Origin of the sequence: Pedobacter chitinilyticus (genome assembly GCF_003313385.1) — a bacterium.
GTDB classification, from domain to species: domain Bacteria; phylum Bacteroidota; class Bacteroidia; order Sphingobacteriales; family Sphingobacteriaceae; genus Pedobacter; species Pedobacter chitinilyticus.
The window spans coordinates 235260-251629 of the sequence record NZ_QMHN01000006.1 but is presented as its reverse complement, the minus strand read 5'-3'; the positions used below and the strand labels follow the sequence as shown (position 1 = coordinate 251629).

The 16370-nt window shown below is 39.4% G+C and carries 14 protein-coding genes; 7 read left to right on the top strand and 7 right to left on the bottom strand.

Going from position 1 to position 16370, the window contains the following annotated elements:
* Nucleotides 1-185 precede the first annotated feature (185 nt).
* The 3 genes from accC to DUT70_RS17950 all read left to right on the top strand — a co-directional run bounded on the left by accC (nucleotide 186) and on the right by DUT70_RS17950 (nucleotide 3105).
* On the top strand, nucleotides 186-1673 hold the full coding sequence (accC, locus tag DUT70_RS17960; RefSeq protein WP_113648746.1) for an acetyl-CoA carboxylase biotin carboxylase subunit: 1488 nt from the start codon (nucleotides 186-188) through the stop codon (nucleotides 1671-1673).
* 75 nt (nucleotides 1674-1748) lie between these two features.
* Entirely contained in the window at nucleotides 1749-2336 is a 588-nt protein-coding gene (locus DUT70_RS17955) for a riboflavin synthase (protein WP_113648745.1), read from the top strand.
* A 307-nt stretch (nucleotides 2337-2643) separates the two neighbouring features.
* Nucleotides 2644-3105 carry a DUF4268 domain-containing protein gene (locus DUT70_RS17950; RefSeq protein ID WP_113648744.1) on the top strand — a complete coding sequence of 154 codons (462 nt, stop codon included), beginning with the start codon at nucleotides 2644-2646 and terminating at the stop codon, nucleotides 3103-3105.
* A gap of 5 nt (nucleotides 3106-3110) precedes the next feature.
* Here the strand turns inward: DUT70_RS17950 and DUT70_RS17945 are convergent, their stop codons facing one another.
* Nucleotides 3111-4247 (bottom strand): tetratricopeptide repeat protein, encoded by a 1137-nt coding sequence (locus tag DUT70_RS17945; RefSeq protein WP_113648743.1) that lies wholly within the window; start codon nucleotides 4245-4247, stop codon nucleotides 3111-3113.
* Nucleotides 4248-4374: 127 nt separating this feature from the next.
* Here DUT70_RS17945 and DUT70_RS17940 point away from each other — a divergent pair, with 127 nt between their 5' ends.
* Nucleotides 4375-4674 carry a hypothetical protein gene (locus DUT70_RS17940; RefSeq protein WP_113648742.1) on the top strand — a complete coding sequence of 100 codons (300 nt, stop codon included), beginning with the start codon at nucleotides 4375-4377 and terminating at the stop codon, nucleotides 4672-4674.
* Nucleotides 4675-4782: 108 nt separating this feature from the next.
* Here the strand turns inward: DUT70_RS17940 and DUT70_RS17935 are convergent, their stop codons facing one another.
* Nucleotides 4783-6546 carry a sensor histidine kinase gene (locus tag DUT70_RS17935; protein ID WP_113648741.1) on the bottom strand — a complete coding sequence of 588 codons (1764 nt, stop codon included), beginning with the start codon at nucleotides 6544-6546 and terminating at the stop codon, nucleotides 4783-4785.
* Between the two features lie 181 nt (nucleotides 6547-6727).
* Here DUT70_RS17935 and dnaE point away from each other — a divergent pair, with 181 nt between their 5' ends.
* Together dnaE and trxA are read left to right on the top strand one after the other, a co-directional pair.
* Nucleotides 6728-11158: a DNA polymerase III subunit alpha gene (dnaE, locus tag DUT70_RS17930; protein WP_113648740.1), complete on the top strand. Its 4431-nt coding sequence runs from the start codon at nucleotides 6728-6730 to the stop codon at nucleotides 11156-11158.
* Between the two features lie 113 nt (nucleotides 11159-11271).
* The gene (gene trxA / locus DUT70_RS17925) at nucleotides 11272-11589 is read left to right on the top strand and encodes a thioredoxin (RefSeq protein WP_113648840.1); all 318 of its coding nucleotides are present in this window, start codon (nucleotides 11272-11274) and stop codon (nucleotides 11587-11589) included.
* 83 nt (nucleotides 11590-11672) lie between these two features.
* On the opposite strand, the gene DUT70_RS17920 is transcribed toward trxA, so the two are convergent.
* Nucleotides 11673-12608 (bottom strand): DUF3078 domain-containing protein, encoded by a 936-nt coding sequence (locus DUT70_RS17920; RefSeq protein ID WP_113648739.1) that lies wholly within the window; start codon nucleotides 12606-12608, stop codon nucleotides 11673-11675.
* 58 nt (nucleotides 12609-12666) lie between these two features.
* On the opposite strand from DUT70_RS17920, the gene DUT70_RS17915 reads away from it, so the two are divergent.
* Nucleotides 12667-13587: a DUF58 domain-containing protein gene (locus DUT70_RS17915; RefSeq protein ID WP_113648738.1), complete on the top strand. Its 921-nt coding sequence runs from the start codon at nucleotides 12667-12669 to the stop codon at nucleotides 13585-13587.
* Between the two features lie 59 nt (nucleotides 13588-13646).
* On the opposite strand, the gene DUT70_RS17910 is transcribed toward DUT70_RS17915, so the two are convergent.
* The 4 genes from DUT70_RS17910 to DUT70_RS17895 form a co-directional block, all read right to left on the bottom strand.
* Nucleotides 13647-13928 carry a GNAT family N-acetyltransferase gene (locus tag DUT70_RS17910; RefSeq protein ID WP_113648737.1) on the bottom strand — a complete coding sequence of 94 codons (282 nt, stop codon included), beginning with the start codon at nucleotides 13926-13928 and terminating at the stop codon, nucleotides 13647-13649.
* A gap of 108 nt (nucleotides 13929-14036) precedes the next feature.
* Entirely contained in the window at nucleotides 14037-14243 is a 207-nt protein-coding gene (locus tag DUT70_RS17905) for a hypothetical protein (protein WP_113648736.1), read from the bottom strand.
* A 103-nt stretch (nucleotides 14244-14346) separates the two neighbouring features.
* The gene (locus DUT70_RS17900; protein WP_113648735.1) at nucleotides 14347-15675 is read right to left on the bottom strand and encodes an ATP-binding protein; all 1329 of its coding nucleotides are present in this window, start codon (nucleotides 15673-15675) and stop codon (nucleotides 14347-14349) included.
* 12 nt (nucleotides 15676-15687) lie between these two features.
* Nucleotides 15688-16365 carry a response regulator transcription factor gene (locus DUT70_RS17895; RefSeq protein WP_113648734.1) on the bottom strand — a complete coding sequence of 226 codons (678 nt, stop codon included), beginning with the start codon at nucleotides 16363-16365 and terminating at the stop codon, nucleotides 15688-15690.
* Nucleotides 16366-16370: the final 5 nt, after the last annotated feature.

Sequence of the window (16370 nt, the reverse complement as noted above, 5' to 3'; positions counted from 1 at the left end):
CTCCCGCTGATTTAGCAGATTAGACCGCAGATTGAATGAGATTTTGTCTGTTAACCCACTAACCACTAATTCCTAACCCCTAGTCCCTAATTCCTAGCCATTGCTTCCCAAAACAAATTTGCCATTTAACGATAATTTCTTCATCTTGTAGCCCTAACCAAGTGACATCAACATCTGTTAAGGATATGAAAAAAATATTAGTTGCAAATCGTGGCGAAATTGCGCTGCGCATCATGCGTTCGGCAAAGGAAATGGGTATAAAAACGGTAGCTGTTTTTTCAGAGGCCGACCGTAATTCGCTACATGTTCGTTATGCCGATGAAGCCATTTGCATTGGCCCTGCGGCCTCCAATCAATCTTATTTGGTAGGCAGCAAAATCATTGATGCCTGTCAACAAACAGGAGCCGAAGCCATCCATCCAGGTTATGGTTTCCTGTCAGAAAATCCCGCATTTGCCCAGCAAGTAAAAGCGGCGGGATTAACGCTGATTGGTCCAAGTCCAGAAGCCATGGAAATTATGGGCAATAAGCTTTCGGCAAAAGCAGCGGCGTTAAAATATGATATCCCGATGGTGCCAGGTACCGAGGAAGCCATTACCAATGTAGAAGAAGCCAAAGCCAGGGCGGTTGAAGTAGGGTTTCCTATTTTAATTAAAGCAGCAGCTGGTGGAGGCGGTAAAGGTATGCGTATTGTAAATACCGTGAGCGATTTCGAAGAACAGATGAAACTGGCTGTTAGCGAGGCCACTTCGGCCTTCGGCGATGGCGCAGTGTTTATTGAGCGTTACGTAACCTCCCCTCGACATATTGAAATACAGGTGTTGGGCGATACCCACGGAAATATCGTGCACCTTTTCGAACGCGAATGTTCCGTACAACGTCGCCATCAAAAGGTGGTCGAAGAAGCGCCATCATCGGTACTTACCCCTGAAATTAGAGAAAAGATGGGCAAATGTGCGGTTGATGTGGCCCGTTCGGTAAACTACGTAGGAGCAGGTACAGTTGAGTTCATTTTGGACGAAAACCTCGACTTTTTCTTCCTCGAAATGAATACCCGTTTGCAGGTAGAACATCCCGTTACCGAAATGATTACGGGTTTAGATTTGGTGAAAGAACAGATTAAAATTGCCCGTGGCGAAGCCATTAGCTTTAAACAAGAAGACCTCAAAATAAACGGACACTCCATCGAATTAAGGGTGTATGCCGAAGATCCGTTGAATAATTTCTTGCCAGATATTGGTACACTACAAACCTATCAAACGCCAAAAGGAAATGGCGTAAGGGTTGACGACGGTTTTGAACAAGGCATGGAAATCCCTATTTATTACGACCCAATGATTGCTAAACTGGTTACCCACGGCAAAGACCGAACAGAAGCCATAGACCGCATGATTAGGGCAATTTTAGAATACGACATTACAGGGATACAAACGACTTTGGGTTTTGGCAAGTTTGTGATGCAGCACCCTGCTTTCGTTTCGGGGCAATTTGATACGCACTTTGTAAGCAAATATTTTACTGCCGACAGTCTTAAAACAGAAGACGAGCAGGAAGCTTTAATTGCTGCCATCAGTGCCGTAATGTTATTGCAAGAGCAAAAAACGGCCGCTCAGCCTTTGTCGACATCGGCTACGCAAAAAAGCAATTGGGTTAAAAATAGGAAGGCATATTAACGTAAAAGTCAAAAAAAGCGGTACACTAAACATTATTGCCTTTTACTTTTTACTTTTGCCCTTTAAACTAAAAATATGTTTACGGGAATCATTGAGACGTTAGGAACAGTCCAAAATATACAGCACGACGGTGGCAATGTACATTACACCGTCCAGTCGGCCATTAGTACCGAGCTAAAGATAGACCAAAGCGTTGCACATAATGGCGTTTGTTTAACCGTGGTATCGCTAACCGAAAATACACATACCGTAACCGCCATTGAAGAAACCCTGCAGAAAAGCAATTTAGGAAGCCTAAAAGTGGGTGCGAAAGTGAATTTGGAGCGCTGCATGCAAATGAATGCCCGCTTAGATGGACATATTGTGCAAGGACATGTGGACCAAACCGCCACCTGTATTTTGGTGAATGAGCTAGACGGAAGTTGGGAATATCGCTTTAAATACGATGCAACCAAAGGCAATGTAACGGTCGAAAAAGGTTCCATTTGTGTAAATGGCATCAGCCTAACCGTGGTAAATTCAGTATATGATGAGTTTTCGGTTTTCATTATTCCATATACTCATGAGCACACTAATTTGCAGGAAGTAAAACAAGGCGACTCGGTGAATTTGGAGTTCGATATTATCGGGAAATACGTAGCCCGTTTAATGGGTAAATCTTAATTTTTAGAAAAACAACAGTAGTATTTCATCGTAAACACAGCCCTGCTATTCGCCTTTACGCCCTCATTTCATTTCGGGGGTGTCGGCTACTATCAGGTTTAATTAACAAAGGTTGGGGGTAGCTATTGAAATTTGTTTAGGTGGTACGCTAAACTTCGCGTTCTTCGCTGAACTCTTCTTTCTTCGCGGTTAAAATTTAACGCAATCCCGTACATACGGGATGAAGTATTCGCAAAGAACGCAAAGACTATAAACTTTCCACTTTCCACTTTCCACTTTTTAACTTTCTACTTTTTAACTTTACAACATGTTCAGCAGAGAAGAGGCCGCCAGATTAAGGCAACAATTTTGGATTAGTTTTGGCCAGTACATGAAGCCAATTCCAGGAGCAGAAGGATTGCCCGTGAATTGGGTGAACTATAAAACTGGCGTTAAGCACATCTTCTTCCGCATGGATGCCGAAAAAAAACACGCCAGTATTGCCATCGAAATTGCCCATCCTGATGAAGGCGTAAGAGCGTTACTTTTCGAGCAATTTGAAGAATTTAAACGCTTGCTGGAAAATACCCTAAACGAAGAGTGGGATTGGCAACCACACGCCGCCAACGCTTTCGACAAGCAAGTAGCCCGAATAGAACTTGTACTGCCAAACGTAAGCGTTTACAACCAACAGCAGTGGCCAGATATTATTGCGTTTCTAAAGCCTCGTATCATTGCACTCGATGAATTTTGGGTAGACGTTAAACCCGTTTTCGAAGCCTTGAAATAACAGATTTAACGCTTAAGTTCAGATATTCTACCTTTAATATATTCCACTTGTGGTTCATCATCCTTATCTAAATCCTTGTTCTTCAAATAAAGATTGTAATAAGTTAAGGCAGATTTACCTTGCTTCAGTTTCAAATCGTACAGTAAACCCAAACGATAATAACTGTTTTTGTTAATCTGATAAGTCAAGCCCTTTTTGTAGGCATTGCTAGCTGCTGTAAATTGTTGCTTTTCTTCATAAATACTTCCTAACAAATTGTAATAAGCAGCGGTGTTGGGCGAAATTCCCTCGGTGATGGTTTGCTTGGCATAGCTGGCCGCTTGGTCGTAGTTTTTCAGTTCGCGGAAACAAAGCGAAGTATAATACAGGGTGCTTTCCGTTTGCATTTCGGTTTTTTCAAGCATTTGGTATAAGGTAATCGCTCTTTTGTAGTTCTTTAAAAAGAAATAGGCTTTGGCCACATCAGCGAGCACATTGGCATCGGCACCATTTTTAAGTAGTTTTTCGCCAACAGTTACTACCTCGCTGTACTTGTTCAACTGGTTGGCAATAGGTAATAAAGCTTGTTGCAATACAAGATGGCCGCTATCAGCCGCAATGGCAATTTTCAGTACATCGTAAGCAGGTTTAAGAAGTTTTAATTTCCGATAGCTAGCCGCTAAATCATAAGCAACTTCAGCCTCGGTAGCATTTAATTTATTGGCTTTTTGCAGGTATTGTACCTTTAAAATTAAGCTGTCTGTATAGTCTGCTAAACGCTTAAATGCATTAAAATTAGTGCTGTCTAAGGTAATCACCTCTTGCAGATACACCGTTGCATTTTTATTGTTTCCTCGTCTTGAGTTAATATTGGCCAAACTGAACAATACGGGGATTTGTTTCGGTTGTAGCTCATTAATTTTTTGGTAGTTTCTTTCCGCATCAACCAGTTTTCCTGCCATCATATTGCAGTAGGCAATTTGGCCCAAAACTTTCACGTCGCTAGTCTCTGCGGGATAAATACTGCTTAAGTAAGCGGCCGCTTCACCATAGCGTTGGCTTTGATAAAATTCCAGTAGTTTTTCTTTGTCCAAAACAGCTTGTTGGGCAACACAAAATTTAGCAATCAGTAAAAATAAAATGGAAATATAAAGGCTTTTCATGAAAACTAAATTATTAGTTATATATGAGATCTGCAAATTTCTTGTGCATAAAAAACAATAAAATCAAACAAAAGCCATGTGGGACTGGTTGTTAAATAGAGTTTGTTAATTAAATAAAACAGAATTTATGGAAACTTTAAAGAAATTTGAGTTGATGGAGAAGATAGTGAGAGAGCTGGAAGATTTACAGCATTCACAACAAGCTATCATTCAAAAAATAGGAAAAATAGAAGTCGATAACATTGAGCTCGGTGATAAAAAACTAGATCAAGACTTACCTGATATGCACCAAAGGGTGGCAGATAACTTGGATACTATTGTGGGGATCTTGGACTATTTTGCCAATAAAACGGAGAAATTCGGCAACAAAAACAATGTCGATGAGTTAAAGGAACAGCAAGCCATTAATCAGGTTACTGGTAAATAATTCCTTTCTAAAATATAAGCTATCCTGCTATTCAGAGGAGCGGGAATTCTAGACAGGTTAAACTGTGGAAGTGTTCTTAGCTGTGCTCCAAATAGTAGGATAGTTTTTTTAATCGCCCGTTGGTACAAGCACACAAAAAGTAGTGCCTTTGCCTACTTCACTAGATACGCTGATTTCACCATCATTTCTGCTCATAAAATCTTTGCATATCATTAGGCCCAATCCTGTGCCTTTCTCGTTCTGGGTACCTCTTGAAGATACATTTTCATCCTTGAAAAGCTTCTCCATCGTAGCTTTAGGAATACCTACACCGTTATCTTTAATGCAAATCTTGAGCATGTGATTGCGTTGGTAACTTGCCGTAATCACAATTTCGCAACCTTCGTTACAAAACTTAACGGCATTGTTAATGATGTTCCTAATCACAATTTGAAACATCAAAACATCGGCATATGCAATTTCGTTAGGGAAAACGTCGTGTAAGATGTTTATCTTTTTAAGAGTGGCAGCAGGCAGGTGATAGTTGATTTCATTGATGATGATGTTACGCACGTTGAAAAACTCCTTTTGAATACCGAACCCCTGTAATTGGCTCCTCGACCAGTGCAGAATGTTTTCCAGTAAATCAGTGGTATAAATAATGTCTTTGCTTAGCTCGGGTGATATCTTCTCAAATTCTTCCTGACTAACTTGGTTGTAGGAAACCATTTTCAAAATTTCCGATAGGTTCACCAAAGGACCTCTTAAATCGTGGGCAATGATAGAAAAAATACGGTCTTTCAATTGATTTACCTTTTCCAGTTCCAAGGCCTGTTCCTTGGCAATTAAAGCATCTTTTTTGGCTGCGGTAAGATCTTGCAGTTTTACAATGGTAAAAGCTTCATTGATTTTGCTTTCATTAAGTAATAGGATTTCTGCTTCAAAATAAATCATCTCACCTTCTACGAGGGCCTGCATGTCCATTTTTCCACTAAATCCACTTTCTATTTTTTTGACAAAATCTAAATGCTTTGGAAACAATTCACCGATGAATTGCCCAACAATCTTTTGATTTTTTGAAAGGTTCAGGTATCGGTACAGAGAAGAATTATAATCAATTACCCGATGCTTTTTATCTAGAACCAAAAAGCCATCATCCATTAGTTCCAGCGCTTTTTCTCTGGCAATAGGTACAATATCAAATAGTCTAAATCTGTAAATGCCTAATAAAATGAGAAATGAAGTAAGGATAAAAGCGAAAGGAGTAATGTCTATGAAACCCAAAGGCCTTAATCCCGCAAGGTAGGTGATGTTGGCAACCCAAGGCATTAAGGCTGCAATAAGGATGCTGTAGTTCTGTTTTCTGTAAATAGGATCAGAACTCCTAAATTTGTTGAAAATCAGGTAGCATCCACAAGCTAGCAGTAGGTAGAAGTATACAGTGAAAATATGATACCAAGTTCCAGGGTATATTTTAATCATTGGAAAAGGCCCATCAAAAAACATCTTTACATCCTTGTAATGCAAATGGTGCATCGGATTGGTCCATACCATAAATAGCGTGGTAATGGGAGCAATGAGCAATAAAATGAGGTTCAGAGGCTTCTTGTACCAACATTCTTTGTTGCAAAAAGCAAGACAAAACAAAAACCAATTTAAGGGCAAAGTAGCAATGCCCAAGTATTCAATGTTGATGAAAAATAAGGCTTGTTTTAGGGTATAGCTGGAAAGTTCGAGTCCATAAGCAATGGACCAAATGGCATTGGAACCCATCATTAGGCCAAACCATCTTACCACACTGGTACCACGTTTGTAAATGTAGATAGCTAAAACGGCTGTTAGCGTTCCAAAAAATAGCAAAACTAACCCGTAACCGTTAAAGGAGAAATCCATTGAGCAATTATTAATTTATCTTTAAGAAAGTAAAATTAAAAATTTAATTTACCGAATAAAAACGGAAAATAGTTCCAATAAAATTTAAATTTCGGCTAATGGAAGCCTTGCCGTATGTTGATAATTAGCTGACGAAATCCCTTATATTTTTCGTTAATTTTGGTATCCTCATTTTTTAGCTATGTACTTAATTTTTGATACCGAAACAACAGGTTTGCCGCGTAATTTTAACGCCCCGATTACTGATACAGATAATTGGCCGCGTTGTATACAAATTGCCTGGCAGTTGCATGATGATATGGGAAGGTTGTTGGAGCACCAAGATTATTTGGTACAGCCCGAAGGTTTCAACATTCCTTATGATGCCGAGCGTATTCACGGTATTTCTACCGAATTGGCGCAGGAGCAGGGGATTCCCTTGGCCGAAGTATTGGAAAAATTTAAAGAGGTTTTAGCGAAAGCCAAATTTGTGGTAGGACAAAACATCGGTTTTGACCTTAACATTATGGGCTGCGAACTGTATCGTTTTGGCCAGGAGAACCTATTGGCAGATATGCCAGTGTTAGACACCTGTACTGAAGTAACTGCCGAACTATTGAAAATCCCTGGAGGTAGGGGAGGTAAATTTAAGCTGCCTAATCTTACAGAACTACATCAGTATTTATTTGGAGTGCCTTTTGCCGAAGCCCACAATGCCACGGCCGATGTTGAGGCTACTACTCGTTGTTTTTTGGAACTGATTAAAAAACAGGTTTTTACCAAGGAAGAGCTACAAGTTGATACTGATTATTTCCTGAAATTTAAGGAAGCTAATCCTTTCACGGTAGAATCTGTAGGTTTAAAGCACATCAATCTAAAAGCAGCTTCAGATGAAATAAGGAAAAGAAAAGGGGCCGACACTGGAGGTGTTTCTAAACAAACGTTAGAAAGCAATAAGGCTGCGTTGGCCGATGCTGCGTTTGCACATTTGCACAATCACACCCAATTTTCGGTGTTGCAAAGTACCATTAGCGTACCTGCTTTGGTAAAAGCCGCTGCCGAAAAAGGCATGCCTGCGGTGGCCCTAACCGACCACGCCAACATGATGGGTGCCTTCCACTTTGTGAGTAATGTGCTTAACCATAACAAGGCTGCCGAGGCTAAAAATGCAGAAGCTTTGGAAAAAGGAGAAGCGCCTACGGAAACCATCTTGAAACCAATTATTGGGGTAGAGTTTTTTGTGTGTGAGAACCACACCGATAAAACCCGAAAAGATGATGGCTACCAAGTGGTGTTTTTGGCCAAGAACAAGCAAGGCTATCACAACTTGGCAAAAATGTCGTCAATTGCCTATACCAAAGGTTTTTATTATGTGCCTAGGATAGACAGGGCCATTGTTGAACAGTACAAGGAAAACCTGATTGTACTTACAGGTAACATGTATGGAGAGGTGCCAAGTAAAATCTTGAACATTGGCGAAAAGCAAGCGGAAGAAGCTTTGTTGTGGTGGAAAGAGCAATTTGGAGAAGATTTGTACATCGAGCTCATGCGCCACGGACAGGAAAATGAAGACCGTGTAAATGAAGTGTTGGTGAAAATGGCCGCTCAAACTGGGGTGAAAATGGTTGCCACCAACAATACTTATTACGTTAACAAAAAAGATGCGCATGCCCACGATATTTTACTTTGTGTAAAAGATGCTGAAAAACTAGCCACGCCAATTGGTCGTGGTAGAGGTTTTAGGTACGGCATGCCTAACCAAGAATATTATTTCAAGTCGTCAGACGAGATGAAAGATCTGTTTGCCGATATACCAGAAGCGATTATCAATGTACAAGAAGTTATTGATAAGATAGAAACCTACAAGCTCGCAAGGGAGGTATTACTACCCAAATTTGATATTCCCGAAGAATTTGTGGTGGCAGAGGATGAAGCTGATGGTGGAAAAAGAGGTGAAAACAAATTCCTTCGCCATTTAACCTATGTGGGTGCCGAAAAACGTTACGGGGAACTTACTCCAGACATCACCGAACGTTTGGATTTTGAGTTGGCTACCATTGAAAAAACGGGGTATCCAGGTTACTTTTTGATTGTACAAGATTTTATTGCCGAAGCCCGCAACAGGGACGTATCTGTTGGGCCAGGTCGTGGTTCAGCAGCAGGTTCTGCGGTAGCTTATTGCTTGGGAATTACCAATATCGACCCAATTAAATATGACCTCCTTTTTGAGCGTTTCCTTAACCCCGATCGTGTATCCATGCCCGATATTGATATCGACTTTGATGACGAGGGTCGTGGTCGCGTAATGGATTACGTAATTGGCAAATATGGCTCCAGTCAAGTAGCGCAAATCATCACTTATGGCACCATGGCGGCCAAATCATCCATTAGGGATACGGCAAGGGTATTAGATTTGCCGCTTTTTGAAGCTGATAAAGTGGCTAAGTTGGTGCCGAATATGAAGCTGGCCAAAATCTTCAATTTGCAAGAAAAGGCCCTAAAAGAAGCACTCCGGCCAGATGAATTTGAAAACGTTAACCAGCTTAAAGCATTAGCCTCAGGTAAAGATTTAGCAGCCGAAACGTTGCAGCAGGCCATTGTGTTGGAAGGTTCGGTACGTAATACGGGTATCCACGCCTGTGGGGTAATCATCACACCTGATGACATTACCAATTTCGTGCCTGTAGCTACCGCCAAAGACAGTGATTTGTACGTTACCCAGTTTGATAACTCGGTAGTAGAAAGTGCAGGTTTATTAAAAATGGACTTTTTGGGGTTGAAAACATTAACCCTGATTAAAGATACCGTGAAGCTCGTTAAAAAGCGTCACAATATTGATCTCGACCCAGATAATTTCCCAATAGATGACGTAGCTACTTATGAGCTCTTCCAGCGTGGTGAAACGGTCGGCATTTTCCAGTACGAAAGTCCTGGGATGCAGAAATACATGAAGGAACTAAAACCTACAGTATTTGGTGACTTAATTGCGATGAATGCATTATACCGTCCAGGGCCAATGGAGTATATTCCTAGTTTCGTTAGACGTAAACACGGTGTAGAGCCTATTACCTACGATTTGGACGCCTGTGAGGAGTATTTACAAGAAACCTACGGAATTACGGTTTACCAAGAGCAGGTAATGCTTTTGTCGCAAAAATTGGCTGGTTTTACCAAAGGTGAGGCCGACGTTTTGCGTAAGGCCATGGGTAAAAAACAAAAAGACGTACTCGATAAAATGAAGCCAAAGTTTGTGAAACAGGCTTCGGAAAAAGGACATAAGGCCGAGATTTTAGAGAAGATTTGGAAAGACTGGGAAGCATTTGCGTCTTACGCATTCAACAAATCCCACTCTACCTGTTACGCTTGGATAGCCTATCAAACTGCTTATTTAAAGGCCCATTACCCCGCAGAATATATGGCTGCGGTACTGTCCAATAACATGAGTGATATTAAGCAGGTAGCTTTCTTCATGGAAGAGTGTAGACAAATGGGTGTGCCAGTATTAGGACCAGATGTGAACGAGTCGGAAATGAAGTTCTCGGTAAATGCCAAAGGCGAAGTTCGTTTTGGTTTGTCAGCAGTAAAAGGAGTAGGTGAGAAAGCGGTAGAAAGTATCATCGAAGAACGTACAGAAAACGGACCTTATCCTACTGTTTTTGAATTTGCGAAGCGTTCCAATACGCGTATCGTAAACAAAAAAGCTTATGAAAGTTTTGTTTATGGCGGTGCTTTTGATGCTTTTGGTTTTAACAGGTCACAATATTTCTTTATTGGGCCTAACGACAAACTAAATGGTATCGAAAAGCTGATTAAATATGCCAACGACTTCCAGAATAACCAAAATTCTTCGCAGTCATCGCTATTTGGAGGTTCAAAAGCCGATTTGATTTTGGAACCCTCTTTTGCCATGACCCAAGAATGGGGCTTAATTGATAAGTTGAAATATGAAAAAGATGCCATTGGGATTTTCCTTTCGGGACACCCTTTAGATGATTATCGTTTTGAATTGGACAGGTACTGCCCGCACAAAGTGAAGCATTTGAGTATCATCAATAAAGTAAGGATGGGCGATTCGAATGAAGAAATTATGGCAGAGTTCGAAACCCTGAAAAATCGAGAATTGGTCGTGGGAGGCCTGGTGGTCATGGCTTCACAACGAATTACCAAAACAGGCAAGCCTTTCGGGATTTTTACGTTCGAAGACTATGACGACAGTTGTGAAATTGCCTTGTTTGGTGATGACTTCCTGAAATTTAAACAGTTTTTAACTGAAGGATATTTCTTGCAGATTCGTGGTAAATTAGGACTGCGTTTTGGAAAAGAGGGTGATTGGGAGTTTAAAATCACGACCATTGATTTACTTTCGGGCCTAAGAGATAAACTGACCAAATCATTAACGATATTTTTTCCTATCGAGATTGTGAACGATAGCTTTATGCAACAGATACAGGCTATTTTAGATGAAAATAGAGAAAATGCAGATGCGCAAAACTGTAAGCTCAATTTTGAGGTTTATGATGTGGAGAAAGGGTTGAAGTTGGAACTGCCTTCTAAAAACCAAAAAATAAATCCCAATAACCAGTTTCTGAATGAAATTAAGAAGTTGGACTTTGTTGATTACAGGTTGAATTAGTTTTTAGTAGCTAGTGATTAGTGAAGGGTCTCGACACAAAAGTGTCAAATTGACATTTGGCTATTGATGGCATCACAATTGATAATATATTTGTACATAATAAAAATTTAGATATGGCTTTAGAAATAACAGATGCTAACTTCGAGGAAGTAGTATTAAAATCAGATAAACCTGTTTTGGTAGATTTTTGGGCAGAATGGTGCGGTCCTTGCCGTATGGTAGGTCCAGTGGTAGAAGAAATTGCTAAAGAATACGAAGGTAGAGCTTTGGTTGGCAAGGTAAATGTTGACAACAACCCTCAAATTTCAATGCAGTTTGGTATCCGTAACATCCCAGCTTTGTTGTACTTTAAAGATGGTCAGGTAGTTGACAAACAAATTGGTGCAGTGCCTAAATCAGTTTTGGCAGGTAAATTAGATGGCCAATTGTAGAATAAGGATTTACTTATCTTCATATAAACAAAAAACCGATGTGCTAAAAGTACATCGGTTTTTTTATGAGCTTTTTGCTTGAATCAATATCTGCCAAACTTATAAGTTAAGCCCACACCTAAAGTTTCTTTTAACTGTAGTTTGCCAATTTGATTATCATCGTAAAATAAATCAGCAGTAATTTGGGTAGAAATAAATTTATTTACCTTCATATCCAAAATTCCCGAATAGGAAAGTACCATGTTTTGAGGCTTTTCTAGGTAATTGGTGAAGATGCCAAAACGATTGTCGAGCATAATATTCTCCATCAGTTTCACTTTATACCTACCGCCTACGTAAGCACCTAACTGATAAACCAAACTCTCTGTAGGTTTTGCACCGTAGGCTTCGGTAAGGATACCATCTCTATTGGGGTCAAAAACTGCCTTATCGGCAATAATGGTAAATCTTGAAGTTAATGGATGAACGCTAAATTGGAAATTATCATTAGGGATGTAATCAACACCTAGTCCTAGTGTAACATAGCCTGGAGAAAGCAGATTGGAAATGTAGCTTTGTTCAGGTTTGCCATAATCGTAACCTTTTGCAAATTGTGTTTTAAGGTTTAAGGCGACAGCTCCGTACCAATTGCTCGTTCCAAGTTGGTAGCCATATTTAGAAGTCAAGTCAATCACATCCTCCACTTTGGTCGCTTTGTTGTTTTCTTCCGAACGTAGGCCGTATCCAGCTAAAAGGCGATTTTCCCATAAATTTTTGCCTCTTTTAAGGTTAAATTCGTAATCGGCACGGCCAGTTAAAGCAATGGAGTTAATACCGCCCGCAACCCAGTTAGAAAAAGCTGCTTGATTAAGCAAGAGCGTATTAGTACCTCTAATCGTCCAACCTTCTTGTTTTTTTGCAGTGTCTAGTTTGCCAGCAAGTTTGGCGCTTTCGGTATTTACCTTACCGCCTTGTACTTTTTGAGCATAGCTGCTATTCATTAGCATAGCGCCAATGATAAAAAGTAATAATCTTTTCATATGATGTTATTTAGTGATATAACAAAGCTAAACAAAATCTTTTTTATTAGTTTTACGTATGCAAGCATCGCAAAAACCTGAAGAAATTAGATTTGAAAGTAGTTTGGAGCTTCTAGCAAAGCAAGTGGTAGAAGGATTTATCACAGGCTTGCATAAAAGTCCTTTCCATGGTTTTTCAGTTGAATTTGCAGAACACAGACTTTACAACAACGGCGATAGCGTTAAAAGCATTGATTGGAAGTTGTTTGCCAAAACCGATAAGCTGTTTAGCAAGCGTTACGAGGAAGAAACCAATTTAAGGTGTCAATTTGTGATTGATATTTCTTCGTCAATGTATTTTCCTAACGATAAATATAATAAGCTCACTTTTGCCGTTCAAAGTACTGCTGCTTTAATTTATTTGCTTAAAAGGCAGCGCGATGCTTTTGGTTTAAGTCTTTTTACAGATGAACTGAAGCTCAATACGCCTGCTAAATCTACCAGTGTACACCAAAAATTTTTGTTTGCAAAGTTGGAAGAAGTATTGGCCACTTCTAAGTTGAATGTACAAACCGATCTTTCTGTCGCATTGCACCAAATTGCCGATTTAATCCATAAACGTTCTTTAGTTGTTATTTTTAGCGATATGCTACAAACAGCTAATAACAGTGACAGATTGGATAAATTGTTCTCAGCCCTGCAGCACTTGAAATTCAATAAACATGAGGTGGTGGTATTTAATGTTACCGATAAGACGAAAGAACAAGAGTTTGATTTCGAAAACAGGCCTTATGAGTTTGTAGATATGGAAACGGGAACTGTTTTAAAAGCTCACGCTTCGAAGGTGAAAAATGCTTATCTATCGCAAATGACCGCTTATAGGAAAAACCTAGCCTTAAAATGTGCCCAATATAAAATTGATATGGTAGATGCTGATATGAATGCGGGCTTTAATCATATTTTGGAAGCTTATTTGATTAAGCGCCAGAAAATGAGTTAACCTAATTAAACAGCGTCGGTTTACGATGTATCTATGTGTTCATTTGGGCAAATTCCTGTTTAAAACAGCACATCTGCGATATCAGGATTTTTGTCGAAAACCGATTTAGCGAACGGACATAATGGCATGATTTTTAAATGATTGGCTCTAGCATATCCTACTGCTTTCATCACCATTTGTAAACCAACACCTTTGCCTTTAAAATCGGGATTAACTTCAGTATGGTCGATGATGAATTTAGTGCTTCCAGCCCAAGTGTAGGTCATTACACCAGCTTCTCTGCCATCTTCTACTGCTTTAAATAAACCTCTTCTGTCTTCGTTTTCTTGAATGATTTCCATTTTTATGATGAATTATTTGGATAAAGATAGGAAGAAGTGCTAAAAATATGGCAACAAAAAAATGCGCAGGGCTAGGCCACTGCGCATTGTACTAACTAGGAACAAGTACTATGCTTTTTTGTGTGCTTTGTGCTTTGCTTTTTTAGCTACAGTATCAACCTTAGCTTCTGCTTTTTCAGCTTTTTTCTCTACTACTTTAGCAGCAGGAGCAACTTTTTTTACTGGCGCTTTAGCAGCTGGTGAAGTTTGTGCGTTTGCTAAGTTTACTGTAAATGCTGCAATCAATGCAATCATTAAAAATTTCACTGTTTTCATCTTCTTTTTATTTTTAGTGAACGATGTTGTTGTTTAACAATACTAAGTTCATCTATCAACATGAAGAAATTATGAAGTTTTACGGACTTGTAAAAAAGGCTTTTTAAAGCTGTTTTTCGAGAGGGAAAGTGATACTTACTTTAGTGCCTTCATTTTTTTTAGAAGAGATGTCCAGTGAAATATGGTGAAATTTAGCAATACTGTTGCAAATAGCTAGACCTAATCCCAAGCCGCTAACCTCTTCGTTGTTTTCTCTTTCAAAGCGATGGAATGCTTTTTTGACGATTTCATTCTCCATACCGATACCATTGTCAGTAATGCTAAGGGTGTAGGCAACTTCCGTTAATTGGTCTGAGATGACGATTTTTCCAGCATTTTTGCTGTACTTAATGGCGTTGTTGATGATGTTGATGAGTAACGTATGGATTAAAGGCTGGTTCCCTAAGAAAATGAAATCCTCCTGAGTTTGATTTTCGTAAGTAATGCGTTTGTCTGAAATACGTTCTGTTAAATCTTCGTAGATATCTTCCAGTTCTTGCCTAATGACAATCTGGTCCTTTTTAACGTATTGTTCGTTTTCTACTTTGGAAATTAACAACAAGCTATTGATAATGGATTTTAACCTGCTCAATGTTTTTAGCGAGGCCATGATTTTTTCTTCATGTTCTACCGCTAGTGTTTCTGAAGCAAGAATATTTTCTAACCTGCCATTTAAAATAGAAATTGGGGTAAGCAATTCGTGCGAAACATTGGCGATAAATTGTTTTTCCAGCAGAAATAAATCGGTAATTTTCCTCATCAAACCGTTAATGCTATCATCCAAAAGAACAAAGTCGGTAGTGTTGGTCGGAATCTTGCTGTAATCGAAGGTGATAGGGTCGTTAACCTTGTTAATCTTTTGATCCAATATTTTATAAAAAGGCTTGAGCAGGAACCTGGTGAAAGCATAATCTGTTACCAAAGTAATGGAAAGTGAAACCATCAGTACAATGAACATGTAAATCCCTAATGATTTTTTGATGGAGATGGCACCAGCAGCCGTAGTACCCAGTTCTAGCTGATAATATTTGTTTTTGTACTCAAATTGCTTCGTGAGGATGCGGTAGGCCTCAATATCGCCCATAATTTCACGATCTCCTGTGCTGAATTTTTCCGTTGTATCAAGTTTTTTTTGCTTTGGAATAAGTGTGAGTACAATAAACTCGTCCTTCAAGATATTATAGTCAGTAAAAGTCTGTTCGGCATTCAACAAACTATCCACCTCGCTATCATTCAGGTTTCTGATGAGTTTGGTTTCTTTTTTAGATAACCGATTATCTAAGTGGTTGATGGAAATTTTTTCTAGAGAAAATAAAATAATGGTTCCGAGGATAAAAATGAGTGCAATTTTGGTGGCGGCATTATATAAAGTAAGTTTTTCTTGCAGTCTCATGCTTATCCCAAATTAAAGCGTTATCCTATAACCAATACTCCTTACAGTTTCCAGCCAATCGGTTTTGGCATGGCACATCAGTTTTTTGCGAAGATTTTTAACGTGTACATCCACAAAGTTCGAATCAGAGTTGACCTCTAAAATATCTCCCCAAACGTGTTCGGTAAGGCTCGTACGTGATACTACACGATTTTTGTTCAATACCAGATAATTTAAAATCTCAAATTCCTTTTTGGTCAAATGAATTCTTTCTCCTTTAAAGGTAACCACCCTATTCTGGATATCTAATACAAAATCATGTACTTGGATGTCGTTTTTCTCCAACTTGTGCTTTCTACGGGTTACAGCATGCATTCTTGCCAAAAGCTCGTTCAGCGAGAAAGGTTTAGGCAAATAGTCGTCAGCACCCTCTTCCAATCCTTTAATGCGGTCGTCTACTGCACTTCTAGCGGTGAGAATAATGATGGCATCATCTCGGTCTTTCAAACCTTTAATTAGTTTTAACAACTCAAAGCCGTCGCCATCTGGTAAGCCTAAATCAAGCAGGATAAAATCATAGCTGTTAACGAAAATTTTCTCCTCTGCCGAAGCTTTTCTTCTGGCGTGGTCTATAATATAGCCTTCCTTGCTTAGGAAATCATTGATTTCTAAGGCTAGGCTTTTTTCGTCTTCAACAATCAATACGTTCATCCCAA